This is a genomic window from Chthoniobacterales bacterium (assembly GCA_036569045.1).
Classification (GTDB): domain Bacteria; phylum Verrucomicrobiota; class Verrucomicrobiia; order Chthoniobacterales; family JAATET01; genus JAATET01.
This window is the reverse complement of sequence record DATCRI010000010.1, coordinates 1-13,649: the sequence shown is the minus strand read 5'-3', so window position 1 is coordinate 13,649 and position 13,649 is coordinate 1. Positions and strand designations below refer to the sequence as shown.

Genomic DNA, 13,649 nt, shown 5'->3' with positions numbered 1-13,649 from the left:
CCGCCCGCTTACGGCTTGTCCTGCGCTTTGCGAAATTTTTCGAGCTTCGGCTCGATCACCGCGGCGCTGTAGGGATAGCGCGGATTATTGGCGTAAAAATCCTGATGATATTTCTCGGCCGGATAGAAAACCTCCAGCGGCTTGATCTCGGTGACGATGGGGTCCTTGAAATCCTTCTGCGCGACGGCCTTCGATTTCTCAGCGATCGCGCGCTCCTCGTCGTTCTGCGTGAGGATGATCGAGCGATACTGGGTGCCGGCGTCGGCGCCCTGGCGGTTCAGGGTCGTGGGATCATGCGCCTTCCAGAATAGATCGATCACCTTTTCGTAAGAGATCTGCGACGGATCATACGTGATCTGCACGACCTCCGCATGGCCGGTGCGTCCGGTGCAAACTTCCTCGTAGGTCGGGTTTGGGGTTGTGCCGCCGGCGTATCCGGAGACGACGGATACGATGCCGGGGACGCCTTCGTAGAGGGCCTCGACGCACCAGAAGCAGCCTCCGCCGACAACGGCCGTTTTGGATGAAGCATTCATGTCTTTCGCCTGGGTCAATGAAGTGGTTGAAGTGATCGCCGCAACTACCGCAACCAGAGATCGGATATTCATGAAGGAGAGAGGCGGCGCGAGGCGCCTTATTCCCGCCTCACCAATTTTCGATCAACATCGCCAGGTCTCCGACGAGCGCATCGATTTTTTTGAAATCCTTGCGGCGGCCTTTTTCGGGCTTGATGGAGAATTTGCGCAGCAACGTAAGCATGTCGCGGAGGTCGCGAAGCTTCGCGGCCGAGACCTTTTTGCCGGCTCCTTCTGCAGCGACGGTTTTCCGCACCAGGCCAATCTCTTCCTCGATGCGGCCGGCGTAGGCAAGCAGGGCAGAGCGAAATTCGCTGCGCAGGACGTCGAGTTCCTCGACCACCGATTTTGCGGGAGAGGCTTCCGGAGAAGGGGATTCCATCACCTCCATAAGTAGTCAGGCCTTTTCAGACTGGCAAGGGCCGCGTTGGGATTGCCAGAGGCGGTCCGAAGTCAGAGATGTATGAGACATGAAATGTCCAATGCGATTCCTCGCTTGTTGTCGAAGAGGGGTTCGGCGAATGTTGGACGCTGTGGATATGGAAAGGTGGGTAGCGGAAGCGACAGCGGCTCGATCGAAAGCCTACGCGCCCTATTCCCAATTTGCCGTTGGCGCGGCTCTGGTGGCAACAGACGGGAGGGTTTTTCAAGGATGTAACGTCGAGAACCTTAGTTTCGGTCTCACGATGTGTGCAGAACGGGTGGCGATCGGGCAGGCCGTTGCCGCGGGATGCCGGGATTTTCGAACCATTGTGATCGTTGCAGACACCGTGGAGCCGATCAGCCCGTGTGGCGCTTGCCGGCAAGTGCTGGCGGAGTTCAACCCTCAGCTCGAGATGGTGCTTTGCACGATCTCTGGCAATCGGGTCGTTTATTCGCTTGGAGACCTTCTCCCGCGGGCGGCCACCGGGATCCTCGACCGGCGTTGACCACTATTGTTCCACGTGGAACTTCAACGCTGAGGGATTTCCTTTCTCGAGGCGGGCTGTGTGGTAGCTTTGCCAGCTGCATACGCCATGTTTGTCTATCCGAAATCTTACGATGTCATCGTCATTGGCGCGGGTCATGCCGGTATCGAGGCGGCGCTCGCTGCAGCCCGTTTGGGGTGTGAGACGCTGCTTTTGACCCAGAACGCGGACACCGTTGGACAAATGTCCTGCAATCCGGCGATCGGCGGACTGGCCAAGGGGCACATGGTGCGGGAGATCGACGCGCTCGGTGGGGTCATGGGCCTCAACGCAGACGCCACCGGCATCCAGTTTCGCATGCTGAATGCTGCCAAGGGGCCCAGCGTTCGTGCGCCGCGGGCCCAGTGCGACAAGAAAGCCTATCAGTTCCGCTTGAAGGCCCAGTTGGAGGCGACGCCTCGGCTCGATCTCAAGCAGGCGAACGTGGTTCGGCTGACGACGGAGAGAGATCGCGTCACCGGGGTGGAAACCAGCTTCGGAGTCACTTTTGGGGGCCGCGCCATCGTTGTCACGACGGGAACCTTCATGCGGGGGCTTCTTCATGTGGGCCTTCGCAATCAGTCGGGAGGGCGAATGGGTGACACCATGTCGACCTTCAGCGATTGCCTTCGAGATCTCGGATTTGAAGTCGGCCGCTTCAAGACGGGCACACCCTGTCGTTTGTTGGCCGCATCGATCGATTTCTCCGTTTGCGAGCGCCAGGAGGGGGATTTCCCGCCACCGCGTTTTAGTTTCCTTAAGGGAAGTCTCCAAGGAGTGGAGCAGGAACTTTTCACGCTGAATCAAGAAACAAACGACGGGATGTTCCACGTGGAACAGATTCCGTGCTGGGTGACTCATACCAACGCAACGACGCACGACATCATCAGGGACAATCTCCATCAATCTCCGCTCTATGCCGGGCGGATCGAGGGTGTCGGCCCTCGATACTGTCCGTCGATCGAAGACAAGGTCGTCAAATTCTCGGAGAAGGAGAGTCATCAGCTCTTTTTGGAGCCGGAAGGCCGCCACACCGGAGAGATCTACGTAAACGGGATTTCGACCAGCCTTCCCTTCGATGTGCAGTATCATTTCATTCGCAGTGTTCGAGGTCTCGAGCGCGCGGAAATGCTGCGGCCGGGTTATGCCGTCGAATACGACTACTGTCCTCCCACGCAACTGAATCGCACTCTGGAAACGAAGCGAGTGGAAGGGCTTTATTTCGCGGGGCAGATCAATGGAACTTCTGGATACGAGGAGGCGGCGGCGCAGGGTCTCATGGCAGGGGCCAATGCGGCTTTGAAAGTTCGGGGTCTCCCGGAGTTCGTCCTTTCCCGGGCGGAGGCCTACATTGGAGTTTTGATCGACGATCTGGTGACGCTGGGAACGCCAGAACCCTATCGGATGTTCACGAGCCGCGCGGAGTATCGGCTTCTTCTGCGCCAGGATAATGCGGATTTCCGGCTAACAGGGCGGGCGATCGAGAACGGCCTGGTCGGCGGTGAACGAAAGGCCCAGTTTGAACGAAAAAAACAGGCATACGGCGATCTTCACGCCAGAGTTCAAAGCTTGAAGCAGGATGGGGTGGGGCTTTCGCTTTGGTTCAAGCGCCCCGAAAACCGTTATCAGCTTCTTCCTCCGGAAATCCGCGGGGATTTTCCAGATTCTCTCTGGGAGGTGGTCGAAACCGACCTCAAATACGAGGGATACATCAAGCGACAGGAGGAACAGCTGGCCAAATCGAGTCGGCAGGAGAGTCGTCACATTCCCGGATCGGTTGACTACACCGCCATTCATGGCCTCCGACGGGAGGCGGCGGAGAAGCTGACTCGGGTGCGTCCAGCAACTCTTGGGCAGGCCTCCCGCATCAGTGGCGTGACGCCAGCCGACCTCTCCCTGCTCGGGGTTTGGCTGGAACGGCATTCGCCGGCTTCGTCACTGCCGGATCGATTCGACTAGCAATGGCAGGCACCCCGCTTGCGAGTTCGGATTGGGAACGATCGCAATCACCAGAGAGGGGGCGTCGCCTCCGAGGGGGATGCGTTTGGCGTCCAAAGCCCCCCGATCCGCGCTACCGCACAGGCAGGTGCCGAGTCCCAGGGAAACCCGCCAGAACCGTTGTTGAAGCGAGTCAGCGACGGTCACGAGTGTGACGGAAGCCAGGGCTTCGATCGATGGCATCAGGAAGCGCTCCGGCGCGGACAGGTTCCCAGGAACCGGACGGAAGACGGTCTCTCCAATCAGATCTGCCGGAAGAAAATCGTCTCGATCGGCCAGTCGATGTTTCGGCGGAACCGCCAACTGCGGAATTGCCGTCTGCAGCGGGATTGCGTGAGGAGGAAGTTCGGAAGGAAGGTAATCCGAGATGAGGGCATCGGCATCGCCATGATCTTCCGACTCTTGCGGAACGAGGGAAATCCGGAGGCCGCGGTGTGAGCGAAAGAATTTGCGGAGCCCTTTTGTGATCGATTCCGAAAGGGCGCCACTCTTGAAGGCCAGTTTGAGGCTGCCTTCGCGCCCGGCGGCTTCGTCCTGAATTTTTAATACAGCTCGATCCGCTCTTTCGACGATATCCCGGGCTTCCGTTAACAGCGTGTGCCCAGCGGGGGTGAGCAGCACCTGTCGATTGGCGCGAGTGAAAAGTGGCGTCCCGAGTTCCTGCTCCAGCTTTTGGATCTGAACACTGAGGGGCGGCTGGGCGATGCGCAGAAATTTCGCAGCCTGCCGGAAGCTCAGACGATCCGCCACCGCAATGAAATATCGAAGATGTCGCAATTCCATAGAAAAGATATTCAAGAGATATCAATAAGGAAGCAAGCGAAACCAATCGGAGAGTGGGAGGCTTCGCTGCACTGGACAACTGGATAGAAAAACGCATCTTTCCGGCATGTCCCCCTTCCGTTTCGTCAGTGCAGGTGTCTGCGCGACATTTCTTCTCACGTCCGCGGCCACGGCTCAATTGCAGGACGAAGCTCCTCCCGACGCCGAGGCGTTGCGCGGTCAGATCGAGGCGCTGGCGCAGGCGCGGAAACAGCGCAAGTTTGCGTATTTCCAGAAGGCCATGGGAGAAGTCAGTGCGGTGATTCGAAATCCGGGAATGGCTGGCAACTACATCATCGATTGCATGAGGAACGTGCAATACGAGGGGAAGAACGGAGGAAATGCGGATTTTGCGGACTGGAAAAAGAAGAACCGAAATCTGTTGTCAGATCACGATTTCGAAGAGGCCGCAAAACTTCACCTTCGTTATCTGGCGATCACTCTTAAGCGGGCCATGTCCGATTCTGCGGAGTCCGTTCAGCAGGATCTCTGGGATTATCTGGGTGCGCTCGGCCAGGAGAAATCACTTCTGGCGGATGTCGTGAAGGATCGACAAAAGCTCAAGTTCAGCATCTTCGACCCAAAGGAACAGAAAATCACCGGCGAGATGATTGGTGATATGCAGAACATGCAGCTGGCGAGCGCCACCAATGTGCGAGGCTATGTGCAGGACCTGTTGAACGGAGGGGTCAATTCCGGCCTGGCGGCGCAATCGTTGAAATTGAACGGCCATTTGGAAGGAATCCCGAACTGGGAATGGTCGGCGGGAAACGTGTCAGGAATTCTTGACCAGGATATTCGGACGTTCCTCCGCGAGAAAAAGGATCAGCGGCTGATTTCGACCTGGGACTACGAGATCTCCTTCCGCGGGGAAGTGGTGGCATTGAAGAAAGATGAGGAGGAAAAGGAGAAATACTGGCGGATGGACGTTCCCCGGTTACTTCGGAAAAAGGCTGACGATGTGGAGTTGCTGGGATTTCCTAATCGGGCGTTGAGCATGCGCCTGGACCTGGTCAAGAAGTATCCTGAGCATCCCGATTTCGAAACGTGGGCGGGGAAGGTCGAAGAGCAGGTCAAAGCCATGGAGAAGTCCGCCCCCGAGGCGTCTCCCGCGCCCGCTTCCAGCGACAAGCCTGGCGCGGTGGAATTTACTCCGGCGTCGTAGATTCGAGCTGCTCGAGGAGCGTCTCGCAAACATCCAGCAGACGTTCGCGGATCGGAATCGCGCGCTGATGAAAACTTCTTTGAAAACCCTCGTATTCGGTGCGGCCTGGAGTCGTCTCGATGGGAATGGGAGCAAAGCCGAGGTTTGAAAAGTCGTAGGGACTGGCGCGCATATCGATCTCGCGAATGTCCCGAGCGAGCAAAAAGGCGTCGGCGACCAGTTCGGACGACGTGAAGGGGGCGAGTTTGTAGGACCATTTGTAGAGGTCCATGTTCGCGTGAAGGCAGCCCGGTTGGTCGAACTGATCGGCCAATTGACGGGTGGGGCGGAGGCGATTCAGAGGCTCGGCTGCGGGCGTGAAGAATCGAAACGCGTCGTAGTGACTGCAACAAATCGGAAGGGATTCCACGATCCGGGCAATCGTATCGGCACAAAACCGCAGGGGCCATGCTGGGTGTCTGACATTCCGTGTCTGATAAACCATGGCCCATTCGTGAAGACCCGAGCAACCGAAGAAAGGCGGGCGGGTTTGCACGTTCCGGAGGAACTGTCGCAACCAGCGCAGAAACGGAAGCCGTTCGATTTTGAAGGTCTGAGGACAGACGCTGACGCCTGCGGGATTTTCTCGCTCTCGATAATGAGGGAAAGCGAGGCAGGCGAGGGCCTCCGGACCCGTGAGGACGATGCCAACGCCGGGATGCCAGCGGAGGAGAAGGGAGGGGCGGAGAGAGTAGTATTCGAAAAGGAAGTCGTAGATCGGATGGCACTCGCCTGCGGACGAGCGGGCGAGGTGCGCTTCGACAAAGGGCGCCACCCGGTTTTCATGTCGAGTCTTTCGGAGATTCCAGTCTTCGAAGGCAAGCGTGGTCGGATGCAGCGAGGTCACAGCGGGCGAGGCGACCAATGATGCCACGGCAGGAATCGCGCTCGCAATCCCCCAATCCGAACCGACCTTTGACGAGAATCGGGGAAGATTCAGGCTGCCGAGGCCGTTTCATCGAGCCACTCGCAATAGGTCTTGCTGAGGGTCGCGGCGATCTCGATGAGACGCAGCTGGGTGCGGTCGAGATACTGATGAAGGCCGACTTCGAAGACGCTCTCGATGGTGGCGTAATCGACGCTGGCGCGCAGAAGTCCCGAAAGACGCTCGGCCTCGCAGGGAAATCCAGACGCGCTGCTTCCTGCGATGCGACGAATCGCCCGGTCCATATGATCAACGCTGAATCGGATCGAGCGAGGAAAGGTGGGGTGAAGAATGAGGAACTCGGCGACGTCCCAGGCCGTGACGTGGCCGATGCGGATCTTGAGGTAGGCCTCGAGAGCACTGCAGGATTTCAGAACGGCCATCCATTGCGTCAGGTCGACATTGCCGCCGACACTCTCGCCGCGCGGCAGCAGGATGTGATATTTGACGTCCAGGACGCGGGACGTGGAATCCGCGCGTTCGAGATATTTGCCGGCCTGGAGGAAATCCCAGCCTTCGCCATGAGTCATCGTCGCGTCGGTGATCCCCTGAAAGAGGTGCGAGCCGTCGATGATGCTCCGGTAGAAGTCGTGAGGCGTCTGGCGGTAGTCGGAGCGGGCGTGCTCGGTGCGGAGGTAGAGATAGAGTTTGTTGAGATGCTCCCACATCTCGCTCGAGATCTGCTCGCGCACCGTGCGGGCGTTCTCACGCGCGGCGGAGATGCTCGAGATGATCGAGTTCGGATTCTTCTTCTCGAAGGTCATGAATTCCATGACCGATTCCGCGTCGATGTGATCGTAAAGCGTGCTGAAAAGCTCCTGATCCTCGAGCGAGGCGAGGACGGGCTGCCAATGCTGGCGCACCGAGTCCTTATCCGCATCCTCGAGATCGAGCATGAGGTTCATGTTCACATTGAGGAGGCGGGCATTGGTCTCCGCCCGTTCAATGTAACGGCTCAACCAGTAACAGGAATCAGCAACGCGACTTAGCATCTATCAAGCGAGGGTTGAGGAGGAGGATTGGGTCTGGGATTGACTGGGTTCAGCGACGGATGGCTCATCTTCCTCGTCGAGGACCCAGGTGTCTTTGCTGCCGCCGCCCTGGGAGGAGTTCACGACGAGAGAGCCCTTTTTCATGGCCACCCGGGTGAGTCCGCCGGGGACGATGGATATCTTTTCGCCGCAGAGGACGTAGGGACGGAGATCGATGTGCCGGCCTTCGATGTTGCCCTCGCAGAAGGACGGCGACCGCGAGAGACTAATGACCGGCTGCGCCACGTAACCGCGCGGATCTGCGATGACGGCCTGTCGGAATTTCTCCACCTGTTCCTTGGTGGCGTGCGGCCCGATGAGCATGCCGTAGCCGCCGCTTTCGTTGGCGGATTTCACGACCAGATTCTCCATGTTCTCGAGAATGTATTTCCGGTCGGATTCGACGGCAGAAAGGAATGTCTGCACGTTTGGGAGAATTGGTTCCTCGCCGAGGTAGAATTTGATCATCGCCGGCACGTAGTAATACGTCGCCTTGTCGTCGGCAACGCCGGTGCCGATCGAGTTCGCGAGGGCGACATTGCCAGCCCGGTAGGCTTCCACGAGGCCGGGGACACCGAGGACGGAGTCCTTGCGAAAGACGAGCGGATCGAGGAAGTCGTCGTCGATGCGGCGATAGATGACGTCGACCTGCTTGAGGCCCTTCGTCGTCTTCATATAGACGCGCTGGTTTTGCACGACCAGATCGGCGCCGGTGACGATCTCGATGCCCATCTCGCGGGCGAGGAACGAATGCTCGAAATACGCGGAATTGTAGATGCCGGGAGTCAGCACCGCGACGGTCGGATCGGGGTTGTCGTTGGGAGCGATGTGCCGGAGCACGGCGAGTAGCTCCTGAGGATAGCGATCCACCGGGCGCACGCCGTGCTTGGCGAAGAGGCCCGGGAAAACCCGTTTCATGGCCTGGCGATTCTCGAGGAGATACGAGACGCCGGACGGGCAGCGACCGTTGTCTTCGAGCACGAGGTAATTGCCCTTGTCGTCGCGAATGAGATCCGTGCCGCAAACGTGGATATAAATATCCTTCGGCACGTCGAATCCCATGAACTCCGGTCGGAAATGCTTCGCGCCATTGACGATGTAGTCGGGAACGATGCCCTCCTTCACGATGCGCTGGTCATGATAGACATCGTGGAGGAACATGTTCAGCGCCGTGAGTCGCTGCACGAGACCGCGTTCGACGTGTTCCCATTCCTTGGCCGCAACGATGCGCGGAATCAGGTCGAACGGGAAAATCCGCTCGGTGCCTTCGTCTCCGCTATAGACGGTGAAGGTGATCCCCTGGCTCAGATACGAACTCGCCGCGAGGGCGTTCTTTCGTTCGAGTTCCGCCGGCTCCATGTCGGAGAAGCGTTCGAGCAATTTTGCATAATGGGGGCGCACCTTGCCGGCCGAGTCGAACATCTCGTCGAAAAACCCCCCGACCTCGTAATCGGTAAACATCCCCTGCATGTAAGCTGGAAAGGTGCCAACCGCCCTTCCCAATGCAAGATCGAATTGCCAATTTCGGAGAAAGGCCGGAACTTCGCCGGCAGACATGGCAAGATATCAGCAATCCATCGCCGGGGTTTTGCCGGCGGGCCGCGCGGCGATGATCGGCGTGGTTCATCTGAAGCCTCTTCCGGGGTCGCCGCAGTGGGGTGGAGATTTCGCCCCGGTCGTGAAGTCCGCGGTCGCGGATGCCCTCGCTTACGAGCGAGGTGGGGCGGACGTCCTCGTGGTGGAAAACTTCGGAGATATTCCGTTCACGCGGGGAGCGGTTCCGCCGGAAACGATCGCTGCAATGGCCGTGGCGGGGGCGGCGGTGAAGGCAACGGTCCGGCTGCCAGTCGGATTCAACGTCCTGCGCAACGACGCGGCCGCGGCGCTGGCGCTGTGCGCGGCCTGCGGGGGCGCGTTTATTCGCGTGAATGTCCACACCGGAGCCATGGTGACCGATCAGGGACTCATTGAGGGCAACGCGTTCGAGACGATCCGGCTCAGGCAACGGCTGGCTCCCGCGGCGGAGATCTACGCCGACGTGCTCGTGAAACACGCGTGTCCGCTGGGGGACTTGCCGATTGAAATCGCGGCTCGAGATACCGTCGAACGCGGCCTAGCCGATGCCTTGATCGTCTCGGGCACGGGCACGGGCGTCGCGACCGACGCCGCGGACGTGCGCCGGGTGCGCGCGGCCTGCCCGACAACGCCGATCCTCCTGGGTAGCGGCGTCACCGCGGGAAATGTCGGCGATTATCTGGAGTTCGCGGACGGATTCATTGTCGGGACGTCGGTGAAGCGCGGCGGCGACGTGAGCAAGCCGGTCGACGAGAAACGGGTGGCCGCGCTGCGTCGCGCGATGGATTGATCGAAGATCGGAACCGAAAGTTTCGCGACACCGAGAGCTTGTTTTGACGAGCGCCGGAAAGCTGGCTACACCCGATTTCGGCGGGACGAATCCAGCGCCCGCGTGCTTAAAAAGGGAATCAAGGAATGAAAAGCAAGTTACGGAAAAACTCGATGTCTTCGGACGCGGAAACCGAGGAATTCAACGGCCTGCATCGGCTCGATGCGCACATCCATCGTCGCAGTCCGAAGGAGGATTCCTCCGTCATGACGGGAGTTGTTGCGAGTGTGGTGATCGCCGCGGTGATCTTCTTTGTCTGGCGCGCCCTCGCCGGTTGAAATCAGCCCGGTGCGATTTTTTGAAAAAGCAGGATTTTTTTATTTACATCCGGCGCGGAATCCGCCATCTTCTAAATCGTTCTCCCCGAACTCAAGCGACGCGGCACCGAAAGGGCCGCGTCGTTGCTTTTCAGGGGCCGTTGATTTCCAAGCTGGGCCGAGGGCCGGCGCTTCAGTCCAGCGAGGAGATTCCGGTTCGAATGGCGTAACGGGTGAGTTTGACGGCGTCGTGCAGCCCGAGCTTGGCCATGATGCGTTCACGAAATTTCTCGATCGTTTTCACGCTCAACTCGAGGGCGCTCGCGATTTCCTTGGTCGAGAACCCTTCCGCGACGAGTCGGAGCACGGATTGCTCCCGAGCGGTGAGGGGCGAGGATTGTTTGTCCGGCGAGTGAAGCATGGACTCGGTGATCCCGTCGAAATAGCACCCGCCCTCGCAAAGGACGGTGATGGCTGTGATCAGGGTTGGCAGCGGACTGTAGGCGGCGACGATGCCGTGAACCTGGGCCGCCATCATCTGGTCGACCATGTCGCGATGGAGAATTCCCGCGTAGAGAAGAATTCGGACGTCGGGGCTCTGTTTGCGAATGGCTTTTGCAAGGTTCACACCCGAGTAATCGCGATAAATCGGGGAGGTAATCAGGATGCGGGGCGGCTTCTTGCGGCACTGGCGAATCGCATCTTCCCCGATACTGGTTTGCCAGAGGACGTTCATCCGGTGGTTGCTCGCGAGATAGTGCCGAATCAGGCTGCCGATCGATTCATATCGCGTGGCGAGGGCAATCGTCTTTTCGCGGAGCGGCATGCAAATCGGGGGCAAATCTTCGTTGCGAAAGGACTTTCGCTGCGAAAGGTAGGAAATAGTAATACATTTCGTCCTTCGTTATTGGAAAGCATTTTTCTCTGAAAAATACGGGTAATTACTGACAGTAGAACGGGAGTTATCCCGTAACCGTGTCCGGGGGAATGGCTACTCCGTTCGTCCGAAAATTCCCCATCTATACAGAAAACGAGGATTTCGGAATTGTCAGGAAAAAGGACAACACCATGAAAACTCCCACTCCTCCCAACATCGAGTCCCCCCGTTTCTGCCCGGCCCTCATCGGCTTCCTTCTGGGACGACGGAAAGGGACGACGTCTCTCGTGGCCGTCTTCGCCTCATTGCTTCTGGCGTGCCATGCGCAAGCACTGCTCCTGACAAACCAGACGTTGAACGTCACCCTGCTCCCGAACAGCAGCTACGAGGTGAGTCTCGATCTCTCGACTTCGGCGGTGAGCTCGCTGTTGACCACGCTGGATGGACTCACATCGGATGTCCTGCAGGTCGTCGATGCGAATGGCACTGTTCTCGGCTCCATTCCTGCAGCGGATCTCATCGAGGCGATCAATGACGCGACCGGCGGAGTGGTTGGAGGCGTCCTCGGCGGTGACCTCACGCAGCCGATCACCTTCATTCTGAATACCGTGGACGAAGTGGTGGATCCGGTTCTCCAAACCCTGGAGACGCCGCTGCTGTCCGTCTCGAACGTGTCGGTGACTCCGGTGACGACCTCCGCCGGGAAGAAAGTCGATAACGCCCCGACGGTCCGCATCAAGAAGCGCCAGAGCGTGAATGCTCGTTTGAAGATCAGCGGCACCGCAGCCGATGACCAGCAGGTCACGAGTGTGACGGTGAAGACCAATGGTCGCGTTCGCAAAGCGAAGGGCACCGCGAATTGGAAATCCACCGGCAAACTTCGCAAAGGCGTCAACCGCATCGTGGTTCGCGCCTACGACAATACCCAGCACATCAGCGCGCCCCAGCGTGTGAAGGTGATTGTCCAGTAACGGCAGTCCGCAGTCACTCCCATCGCGCGCCGATTCCCTCGGCGCGCGATTGTCGTTTCCTCCAGCGAACAGTTGCGACGATTCGCCCGTTGTTCCCGGTCGGCAAGGCGCGGAACGTGCTCGGGATGTATCTCCCCATGCGCTTTCTTCTCGCTCTCGGTTGCTGGCTCCTTCTCGCCGCAAATCTTCCCGCCGCTCCGTTAACGGTCGTGACGTGGAATACGAAGTGGCTGCCCGGCGGTCGGCCGAATGCCACGGAGCGGGCCAAGGCCGCCCAGATGAAAAAGGCGCAGGCCATCGTGAAGGCCTTGAACCCGGACGTCCTGCTTCTCCAGGAAGTCGCCGATTGGAAAGCCGCCGAGGAGCTTTGCTCCGTGGTGCCGGGGTTGAAGGTCCATACCGTCAGTGCGTTCACGACCCGGCCGCAGAATCTCGTGGTTGCCTCGAAGCTGCCGGCGGACTCCGCGTGGTATTCCGAGTGGAAGCCGACGCTCGGACCGGATCTTCCGCCGCGGGGCTATGCCTTTGCCGCGTTGCAGTTGCCGGGTGGTCGCCTCTTGCTGGCCTACTCCGTTCATTTCAAGAGCAACCTCGGAGGCATCGATGCGAACGTCGCGCCGCGCGAGGAGGCGGCGAGGCAACTCATCGCCCACATCAGGGAGATGACCGCGCTCTATGGGCCACGCGGAGGAACGGGCGTGGTCGTAGGTGGCGACTTCAATTCCGATCCTGACGACAGCCGTTACGCGAAGGACCACACGATCCCGATGCTGCGCGCGTCTGCCCTCGAGTGGGCCTTCAAGAATCTCCCGCATGGGAAACGCATCACCATTCCCGCGGCGCACGAGTTTCCGGATGGAACCTTCGACCACATTCTTTATAGCGGGTTGAAGCTTTTGAAGGTCTCCGTCGCGGACGGCACGGCTTCGAGCGACCACAACCCGGTCGCGGCACAGTTCCAGCCCTGAAAATCTTTCGGACCCTTCGTTCTCGCGGCGCACCGGCGGGCTTGGTAAACCGGCGCCATGCGTGTCCGGACCCAGCTTGCCCTTGCCCTCTCCGTGCTGGCGGGGTTTACCGCTGCGGTCATCGTGGCGGTTTCCTTTCTCGGCTCGCGAGAGATCCTTTTCCGACAGATCCAGAGCCAGGCGCTCTCCATCGCGGCCACCGCGGCTGGCGCCATCGACGTCGAGGCGCACGAACGCATTCGCACCTCCGCCGACGAAGCCGGGGCTGACTACGGACTCGTCCAGAAGCAATTGCGGGCAATCCGCGACGCCAACCGCCGCGGCGATGTCCACGTGCGGTTCGTCTATACGATGAGGCCGCAGGACCACGGGCCGTGGATCTACGTCGTGGACGCCGAGCCAGCGGGTGAGGATCATTCGCCCTTCGGCACGCCGGTGGAATTCGAGAACGGCGAGGCGCTGCATCTCGATCGACCCTACGTGGAGAAGGCCTTCAGCAAAGATGAGTTCGGAACGTGGCTGAGCGCCAATGCGCCGATCGTCAACGCCGCGGGTCAGCCCGTCGGGCTGCTCGGTGTCGACATTGCTGCGAGCGAGGTCCTCAACCGGCTGAACCATCTGCTGGTCGCCGGTCTCGTGGCGGGTGGCGTTGCCCTCGCGGCCGGCATCC

15 protein-coding genes are annotated in these 13,649 nt (G+C 59.4%); 9 read left to right on the top strand and 6 right to left on the bottom strand.

Features of this window, described 5'->3' with window-relative positions; all coding sequences use genetic code 11:
• Positions 1 to 8 precede the first annotated feature (8 nt).
• Positions 9 to 536 carry a peptide-methionine (S)-S-oxide reductase MsrA gene (msrA, locus tag VIM61_02705; GenBank protein HEY8899294.1) on the bottom strand — a complete coding sequence of 176 codons (528 nt, stop codon included), beginning with the start codon at positions 534 to 536 and terminating at the stop codon, positions 9 to 11.
• Here msrA and VIM61_02700 point away from each other — a divergent pair.
• The 3 genes from VIM61_02700 (at position 535) to mnmG (ending at position 3,481) form a co-directional block, all read left to right on the top strand.
• On the top strand, positions 535 to 972 hold the full coding sequence (locus tag VIM61_02700; protein ID HEY8899293.1) for a hypothetical protein: 438 nt from the start codon (positions 535 to 537) through the stop codon (positions 970 to 972). The two genes, msrA and VIM61_02700, sit on opposite strands and share 2 nt — an antisense overlap.
• Positions 973 to 1,045: 73 nt before the next feature.
• Positions 1,046 to 1,504, top strand: coding sequence for a cytidine deaminase (locus VIM61_02695; protein HEY8899292.1), 459 nt, complete (start codon positions 1,046 to 1,048; stop codon positions 1,502 to 1,504).
• A gap of 87 nt (positions 1,505 to 1,591) precedes the next feature.
• The gene (gene mnmG / locus VIM61_02690; protein HEY8899291.1) at positions 1,592 to 3,481 is read left to right on the top strand and encodes a tRNA uridine-5-carboxymethylaminomethyl(34) synthesis enzyme MnmG; all 1,890 of its coding nucleotides are present in this window, start codon (positions 1,592 to 1,594) and stop codon (positions 3,479 to 3,481) included.
• Here the strand turns inward: mnmG and VIM61_02685 are convergent.
• Complete coding sequence (locus VIM61_02685) at positions 3,458 to 4,303, bottom strand: LysR family transcriptional regulator (protein ID HEY8899290.1); 846 nt, start codon at positions 4,301 to 4,303, stop codon at positions 3,458 to 3,460. The two genes, mnmG and VIM61_02685, sit on opposite strands and share 24 nt — an antisense overlap.
• Before the next feature lie 106 nt (positions 4,304 to 4,409).
• Between VIM61_02685 and VIM61_02680 the strand changes: the two genes are divergently transcribed.
• On the top strand, positions 4,410 to 5,507 hold the full coding sequence (locus tag VIM61_02680; GenBank protein HEY8899289.1) for a hypothetical protein: 1,098 nt from the start codon (positions 4,410 to 4,412) through the stop codon (positions 5,505 to 5,507).
• Here the strand turns inward: VIM61_02680 and VIM61_02675 are convergent.
• The 3 genes from VIM61_02675 to VIM61_02665 form a co-directional block, all read right to left on the bottom strand.
• A complete protein-coding gene (locus VIM61_02675; protein ID HEY8899288.1) occupies positions 5,491 to 6,420 on the bottom strand; it encodes a hypothetical protein in 930 nt (309 codons plus the stop codon). The genes VIM61_02680 and VIM61_02675 overlap by 17 nt on opposite strands.
• 62 nt (positions 6,421 to 6,482) lie before the next feature.
• Positions 6,483 to 7,463, bottom strand: a complete 981-nt coding sequence (locus tag VIM61_02670; GenBank protein HEY8899287.1) for an alpha-E domain-containing protein — start codon at positions 7,461 to 7,463, stop codon at positions 6,483 to 6,485.
• Between the two features lie 3 nt (positions 7,464 to 7,466).
• A complete protein-coding gene (locus tag VIM61_02665; protein ID HEY8899286.1) occupies positions 7,467 to 9,059 on the bottom strand; it encodes a circularly permuted type 2 ATP-grasp protein in 1,593 nt (530 codons plus the stop codon).
• Between VIM61_02665 and VIM61_02660 the strand changes: the two genes are divergently transcribed.
• On the top strand, positions 9,058 to 9,867 hold the full coding sequence (locus VIM61_02660; GenBank protein HEY8899285.1) for a BtpA/SgcQ family protein: 810 nt from the start codon (positions 9,058 to 9,060) through the stop codon (positions 9,865 to 9,867). The two genes, VIM61_02665 and VIM61_02660, sit on opposite strands and share 2 nt — an antisense overlap.
• Before the next feature lie 125 nt (positions 9,868 to 9,992).
• The gene (locus VIM61_02655) at positions 9,993 to 10,184 is read left to right on the top strand and encodes a hypothetical protein (GenBank protein HEY8899284.1); all 192 of its coding nucleotides are present in this window, start codon (positions 9,993 to 9,995) and stop codon (positions 10,182 to 10,184) included.
• Between the two features lie 172 nt (positions 10,185 to 10,356).
• Here the strand turns inward: VIM61_02655 and VIM61_02650 are convergent, their stop codons facing one another.
• Entirely contained in the window at positions 10,357 to 10,989 is a 633-nt protein-coding gene (locus tag VIM61_02650) for a response regulator transcription factor (protein HEY8899283.1), read from the bottom strand.
• 242 nt (positions 10,990 to 11,231) lie between these two features.
• Between VIM61_02650 and VIM61_02645 the strand changes: the two genes are divergently transcribed.
• The 3 genes from VIM61_02645 to VIM61_02635 form a co-directional block, all read left to right on the top strand.
• Positions 11,232 to 12,011 carry a hypothetical protein gene (locus tag VIM61_02645; protein HEY8899282.1) on the top strand — a complete coding sequence of 260 codons (780 nt, stop codon included), beginning with the start codon at positions 11,232 to 11,234 and terminating at the stop codon, positions 12,009 to 12,011.
• 89 nt (positions 12,012 to 12,100) lie between these two features.
• Positions 12,101 to 12,979 (top strand): endonuclease/exonuclease/phosphatase family protein, encoded by an 879-nt coding sequence (locus tag VIM61_02640; GenBank protein ID HEY8899281.1) that lies wholly within the window; start codon positions 12,101 to 12,103, stop codon positions 12,977 to 12,979.
• Between the two features lie 57 nt (positions 12,980 to 13,036).
• A partial coding sequence (locus tag VIM61_02635) for a hypothetical protein (protein HEY8899280.1) occupies positions 13,037 to 13,649 on the top strand: 613 nt, incomplete at its 3' end.

What these genes read in the sequence shown, in the direction of transcription:
- VIM61_02665 (HEY8899286.1), bottom strand. Translation starts at nt 9,059, where the DNA reads ATGTCTGCCGGCGAAGTTCCGGCCTTTCTCCGAAATTGGCAATTCGAT.
- VIM61_02645 (HEY8899282.1), top strand. Translation starts at nt 11,232, where the DNA reads ATGAAAACTCCCACTCCTCCCAACATCGAGTCCCCCCGTTTCTGCCCG.
- VIM61_02695 (HEY8899292.1), top strand. Translation starts at nt 1,046, where the DNA reads ATGAAATGTCCAATGCGATTCCTCGCTTGTTGTCGAAGAGGGGTTCGG.
- mnmG (HEY8899291.1), top strand. Translation starts at nt 1,592, where the DNA reads ATGTTTGTCTATCCGAAATCTTACGATGTCATCGTCATTGGCGCGGGT.
- VIM61_02680 (HEY8899289.1), top strand. Translation starts at nt 4,410, where the DNA reads ATGTCCCCCTTCCGTTTCGTCAGTGCAGGTGTCTGCGCGACATTTCTT.
- msrA (HEY8899294.1), bottom strand. Translation starts at nt 536, where the DNA reads ATGAATGCTTCATCCAAAACGGCCGTTGTCGGCGGAGGCTGCTTCTGG.
- VIM61_02660 (HEY8899285.1), top strand. Translation starts at nt 9,058, where the DNA reads ATGGCAAGATATCAGCAATCCATCGCCGGGGTTTTGCCGGCGGGCCGC.
- VIM61_02670 (HEY8899287.1), bottom strand. Translation starts at nt 7,463, where the DNA reads ATGCTAAGTCGCGTTGCTGATTCCTGTTACTGGTTGAGCCGTTACATT.
- VIM61_02685 (HEY8899290.1), bottom strand. Translation starts at nt 4,303, where the DNA reads ATGGAATTGCGACATCTTCGATATTTCATTGCGGTGGCGGATCGTCTG.
- VIM61_02650 (HEY8899283.1), bottom strand. Translation starts at nt 10,989, where the DNA reads ATGCCGCTCCGCGAAAAGACGATTGCCCTCGCCACGCGATATGAATCG.
- VIM61_02655 (HEY8899284.1), top strand. Translation starts at nt 9,993, where the DNA reads ATGAAAAGCAAGTTACGGAAAAACTCGATGTCTTCGGACGCGGAAACC.
- VIM61_02700 (HEY8899293.1), top strand. Translation starts at nt 535, where the DNA reads ATGTCTTTCGCCTGGGTCAATGAAGTGGTTGAAGTGATCGCCGCAACT.